This window comes from Phenylobacterium sp., assembly GCF_036264965.1.
In the GTDB taxonomy this organism is placed as follows: domain Bacteria; phylum Pseudomonadota; class Alphaproteobacteria; order Caulobacterales; family Caulobacteraceae; genus Phenylobacterium.
The window spans coordinates 1-5140 of the sequence record NZ_DATAPY010000138.1 but is presented as its reverse complement, the minus strand read 5'-3'; the positions used below and the strand labels follow the sequence as shown (position 1 = coordinate 5140).

6 protein-coding genes are annotated in these 5140 nt (G+C 68.5%); all 6 read right to left on the bottom strand.

The window, feature by feature from the left end; translation table 11 throughout:
- The coding region (metK, locus tag VHS75_RS18400; protein WP_329640069.1) for a methionine adenosyltransferase at window positions 1-1173 on the bottom strand (1173 nt) is incomplete at its 3' end.
- 134 nt (window positions 1174-1307) lie between these two features.
- On the bottom strand, window positions 1308-1730 hold the full coding sequence (locus tag VHS75_RS18395) for a helix-turn-helix domain-containing protein (RefSeq protein ID WP_414694363.1): 423 nt from the start codon (window positions 1728-1730) through the stop codon (window positions 1308-1310).
- A 54-nt stretch (window positions 1731-1784) separates the two neighbouring features.
- Window positions 1785-3350 (bottom strand): apolipoprotein N-acyltransferase, encoded by a 1566-nt coding sequence (gene lnt / locus VHS75_RS18390; RefSeq protein WP_329640067.1) that lies wholly within the window; start codon window positions 3348-3350, stop codon window positions 1785-1787.
- 32 nt (window positions 3351-3382) lie between these two features.
- Entirely contained in the window at window positions 3383-4306 is a 924-nt protein-coding gene (locus VHS75_RS18385; protein WP_329640066.1) for a hemolysin family protein, read from the bottom strand.
- Complete coding sequence (ybeY, locus tag VHS75_RS18380; protein ID WP_329640065.1) at window positions 4281-4766, bottom strand: rRNA maturation RNase YbeY; 486 nt, start codon at window positions 4764-4766, stop codon at window positions 4281-4283. The genes VHS75_RS18385 and ybeY overlap by 26 nt, the downstream gene beginning before the upstream one ends.
- Window positions 4763-5140: PhoH family protein (locus VHS75_RS18375; protein WP_329640064.1), on the bottom strand; the 378-nt coding region annotated here is incomplete at its 5' end. The genes VHS75_RS18375 and ybeY, both read right to left, overlap by 4 nt.

The following is a 5140-nucleotide window of genomic DNA, read 5'->3' as shown; positions in this document are numbered from 1 at the left end:
TTTCTCCCAGGTGAATTCCGGTTCGGTGCGTCCGAAGTGGCCGAACGCGGCCGTCTTCTTGTAGATCGGACGGCGCAGATCGAGCGATTCGATGATGCCGCGCGGCGTCAGCTTGAAATGGGCGCGTACGAGGTCGCTGATCTTGTCGTCGGGAATGGTCCCGGTGCTGAAGGTGTCGATCAGGACGGACACCGGCTCAGCGACGCCGATGGCGTAGGCGAGCTGGACCATGCAGCGCTCGGCGAGACCCGCGGCGACAACGTTCTTGGCGACGTAGCGCGCCATGTAGCAGGCCGAGCGATCGACCTTCGTCGGATCCTTGCCCGAGAAGGCACCGCCACCGTGCGGGGCCGCGCCGCCGTAGGTGTCGACGATGATCTTGCGCCCGGTCAGGCCCGCGTCGCCGTCCGGCCCGCCGATCTCGAAGCGGCCGGTCGGGTTCACGTGCCACTTGGTCTTCTTGGTGATCAGGCCGGCCGGGAAGACGGCTTCAACATAGGGGCGGATCACGCCCTCGATACGCTTCGGCGTCGCCGAGTGCAGGCCGATCCGCTTCTTGTGCTGGGTCGAGACGACGATCTGCAGCACTTCGACGGGCTGGCCGTCTTCGTAGCGCAGGGTGACCTGGCTCTTGGCGTCGGGCTCCAGGACGTGGCACTCGCCCGAATGGCGGACCTCGGCCAGGCGGCGCAGGATGTCGTGGCTGTACTGCAGGGTCGCCGGCATCAGTGACGGGGTCTCGTCGCAGGCGTAGCCGAACATGATCCCCTGGTCGCCCGCGCCCTCGTCCTTCTTGTCGGAGGCGTCGACGCCCTGGGCGATGTGCGCCGATTGCGGGTGCAGGTAGCAGGCGTACTTGGCCTTGGCCCAGTGGAAGCCCTTCTGCTCGTAGCCGATGTCCTTGATCGCCTGGCGGACCTTGGGCTCCAGCGACTTCACGATGTCCTTGGTCAGCGCTTTGTTCTCGGCCTTGGAACCGCCCGGGCGCCCGGCGCGGACTTCGCCGGCCAGCACGATGCGGTTGGTGGTGACCAGGGTCTCGCAGGCCACCCGCGCCTCCGGCTCCACGCTCAGGAAAGCGTCGACGACGGTGTCGGAGATGCGGTCGGCCACCTTATCAGGATGGCCCTCGGAGACGCTTTCGGACGTGAAGATGTAGTTGGAACGGCTCAAGGCGTTCTGGCTCCGCTGGCGGAGCGGCCGCGCAAGGCCGCCCGGAATGAGGTCGGCAAGCCTATAAAGATATCTTTATGTCCCGCCAAGCACGCGTTTCGCGCCTTGGTTAAGCCGGCTGGGCCCGGCGGTCGTCAGGATTCGACCGGATCGGGCTCGCCGGCCATGGCGCGGACCAGGTCCAGGACCTTGCGGCGCACGCGGCTCTTGGTGATCTTCGGGAACAGGGAGGCCAATTCGATGCCCTCGGGCGTGAGCAGGAAATCCTGCATGGTCTCGCGCGGGATGTTCGACCCCGGGGTCTCGATGGCGTCGCCCAGGCCTTCGTAGAAATAGCTGATCGAGGTGGAAAGCGCCCGGCTCATCTCCCACAGCTTGGACGCGCTCACCCGGTTGGCGGCGCGCTCATATTTCTGCACCTGCTGGAAGGTCAGGCCGATGGACTCGGCCAGGCGCTCCTGGCTGATCCCCAGCTCTTTGCGACGCATTCTTATTCGCAGACCGACATGTCGGTCTATGGGATTCGGCCCTTGTGCGGCCTCGTCGGGCTTGTCCATGGCGTTCCTATCGATACGTCGCCGGACAAGCGCAGCGCCGGACGTGCTCGAAACCTAGCGACCGCTAACCAGGTGCGGTCGCCGAACAAAATAGGCCAGGGCGGCTAAGCCAGACAATAGCAGCATGCCCCAGAACGCGAGGTCGCCAAACCTTGAAAAGGCAGTGATTTCAACGACAGGCGGCAAGGGTGCGTCAATAACCCCCAGGCGGCCAAGGCCCAGTTCGGCCCCCGACTGGATTCGTCCGTAAGCGTCGATAACCGCGGAAACCCCGGTCGGCGTGGCCCGGACGATCGGCAAACCCTCCTCGATGGCGCGGTAGCTGGCGATGTTCAGATGCTGCAGCGGACCCGACCCCTGGCCGAACCAGGCGTCGTTGGAGAGGTTGAGGATCCAGGCCGGACGCAGGCCGGCGCGCGCCGCACCGGACGACGTGACGCCCGGGAACAGGGCCTCATAACAGATCAGCACCTGCGCGGCCGGCACGCCCCAGGGCGCGATCGGCTGCGACGGCGGGCCGGCGGTGAAATCGTCCGGCATGTGCACCAGGCTGCGGAAACCGATCTTCGTCGCGAAGGCGGCGGCTGGCATGTATTCGCCGAACGGCACCAGGTGGTGCTTATCGTAGACGCCGGTCACCCGCAGGGCGTCGGCCTCGCGGCGGAAGGCCACCAGGCTGTTGAAGTAGCGGGCGACACCGTCCTGGCCGACCTCTTCGCGATTGGCGCCCATCAGCAAGGTCTGGCCGGGCCGCAGGGTGTCGCGCAGCAGCGGCGCATAGGCCGAGGACGGCGCCACCAGCTCGTCGATTACCGCCGGTAGCGCGCCCTCCGGCCAGATCACGATCGCGGGCTGCACGGCGGCCTGGCGGGTCGTCAGGTCGACATAGGTGTCGAAGACCAGCTTCAGGTTCTCCGGCTTCCACTTGTCCTTCTGATCGATGTCAGCCTGGACGATGCGGATCACCGGCGCGCCGGGCGGTGGCTTCACGGCCGTCTGCAGTCGATAAGCGCCGAAGCCGTAGAGCCCGGCGAGCAGGGCGATGGTCGCCAGGAGGGTCGAGCCCCTCGCCAGCCGGCCGACCGGCTGCGCCAGGACCGCCGGCGCGGCGGCGATCACCAGGGTGATCCACGTCAGGCCGTACGCGCCGACCCATGCGGCGGCCTGGGACGGGGCCGAGCCCGCCCGCCAGGTCTCGCCGGGCAGGTCCCAGGGGAAGCCGGAGAAAACATGACCGCGCAGCCATTCGAAGAGCGCCAGACTGCCGGCGAACGCCAGGATAGCGGCTGGCCCACGCGCCCTGGTCGCCCGGTAGAGCACCGCCGCGGCGCCCCAGAACGCCGCCAGCCCACCCGCCATCAGCACCAGGGCGAAGGGCGCCATCCAGCCCTGCTCCTTGGCGTCGACCATGAAGGGCTCGGTGATCCACCAGACGCAGACGCTAAAATAGCCGACGCCGCCCAGCCAGGCGCGGAAGAAAGCCGAGCGCAGCGGCCGCGGGCTGTCCGCGTCGATCATCGCCAGCAACAGGGCATAGCCCAACAGGCCCGGCAAAAAGCCGAACGGCGGATGCGCCACTCCCGCGGCCACGCCAGCCAGTAGGGCGAGCGCCCTGAGCATCCACGGATTTCGCCAGCTCACCGAGCGCGGCCTCAGGCAGGCGAATGGGCGGCGGGCGAGACCAGGCGGCGCACGCGGACACGCTTCACCCGGCGCGGATCGGCGGACATCACCTCGATCGTGTAGCCGCCGGGATGGTCGACCACCTCGCGGCGCTGCGGCACACGACCTGCGAGCGCATTGACCAGGCCGGCCACGGTGTCGATTTCCTCGTCAAGATCGGGCGGCGCGAGGTCGACGCCTTCGCCCAAGGCGGCCTCCAGTTCCTCCAACGGGGTGCGACCATCGACCACCCAGGCGCCGGCCTCCTGGACGATGGGCGCGTGGCCGTCCTCGGCCGCGTCGTCGTGCTCGTCGGAGATCTCGCCCACCAGGGTTTCCAGCAGGTCCTCCAGCGTCACCAGGCCGTCGGTGCCGCCGAACTCGTCGATTACCAGGGCCATGTGGGTCTGCTCGGCGCGCATTTGCCCCAGTAGCTCAGAGGCCCGCATCGAGGCCGGAACGTAGAGCACCGAGCGCACCAGGTTGTGGCGGCCGGCCAGCACGTGATCGGTCGGCCTCGGCCGGCGGGTCTTGCGGGCCAGGAGCTTGAAGACGTCCTTCACGTGGACCACGCCCACCGGATCGTCGAGTGTCTCGCGATAGACCGGCATGCGGCTGTGCTCGGCCTCCACGAACCGGGCGACCAGCTCGGAGAAGGCGCAGCTGCGGTCGATGGCCACGATGTCGGCGCGCGGCTGCATCACGTCTTCAACCCGCAGGTCCTGGAAGGCGCGCGCCTGGCTGACCAACTCGCCCGTGGCGGCGATGACCGCCGGCTCCGGCGGCGCCGGCTCGTTCTGCGAGGGGCGGCTGCGGAAACGGTCGAACAGGGAGAGCACGCCGCGGTTCCTGCTATGCGCGTGCGAATGCGCCGGGGGCTGGGCCGCGTCAGGCGCTGGGGCGGGGTCGGTCATGGTCTCCCTCACCGGCCGCGTAGGGATCGGGAATCCCCAACCCGGCCAGGACCGCGCGCTCCAGCCCTTCCATCTCGGAGGCTTCGGCGTCGCTCATGTGGTCGTATCCTAGAAGGTGCAGCACCCCATGCGCCACCAGATGCTGCAGATGATGCGCCAAAGGCTTGCCCTGTTCGGCCGCTTCGCGCGCACAGACACCGTAGGCGAGCGCGATGTCGCCCAGGAAACGCTCAGGATTGGTCGGCGCGGGGAAGGACAGCACGTTGGTCGGCTTGTCCTGCTGACGGAAGCGCCGGTTCAGATCGCGCATCGTCGCGTCGTCGGTGAGCAGCAAGGTCACGCCCTCGCTGACCGCGCCTTCGGAGGCCAGCGTCGCCTCGGCGGCGACCAGCACCAGGGCCTCGGCGTCGGCGAGGGCGGCGGTCCAGGCGGCGTCTTCGATCTCGATGTCGGGGGTCAAATGGCCCGTCCAGCCTTGGCGGCGTCGGCGTCGTAGGCGCGGACGATCCGCTCGACCAGCGGGTGGCGCACCACGTCCTCGGCGGAGAAGCGGGTGATCCCCACGCCCTTGACGCCGTCCAGCAGCCCCACGGCGTGGGCCAGGCCGGAATCGCGGATGTTGACCAGATCGATCTGGGTCGGGTCGCCGGTGACCACCATGCGCGCGCCCTCGCCCAGGCGGGTCAACACCATCTTCATCTGCAGGCGCGTGGCGTTCTGGGCCTCGTCGACGATGACGAAGGCGTGCGCGAGCGTCCGGCCGCGCAGGAAGGCGATGGGGGCGACCTCGATCTCGCCCTTCTCCCGGCGGCGGCGCAGCTGCTCGGCGCCCAG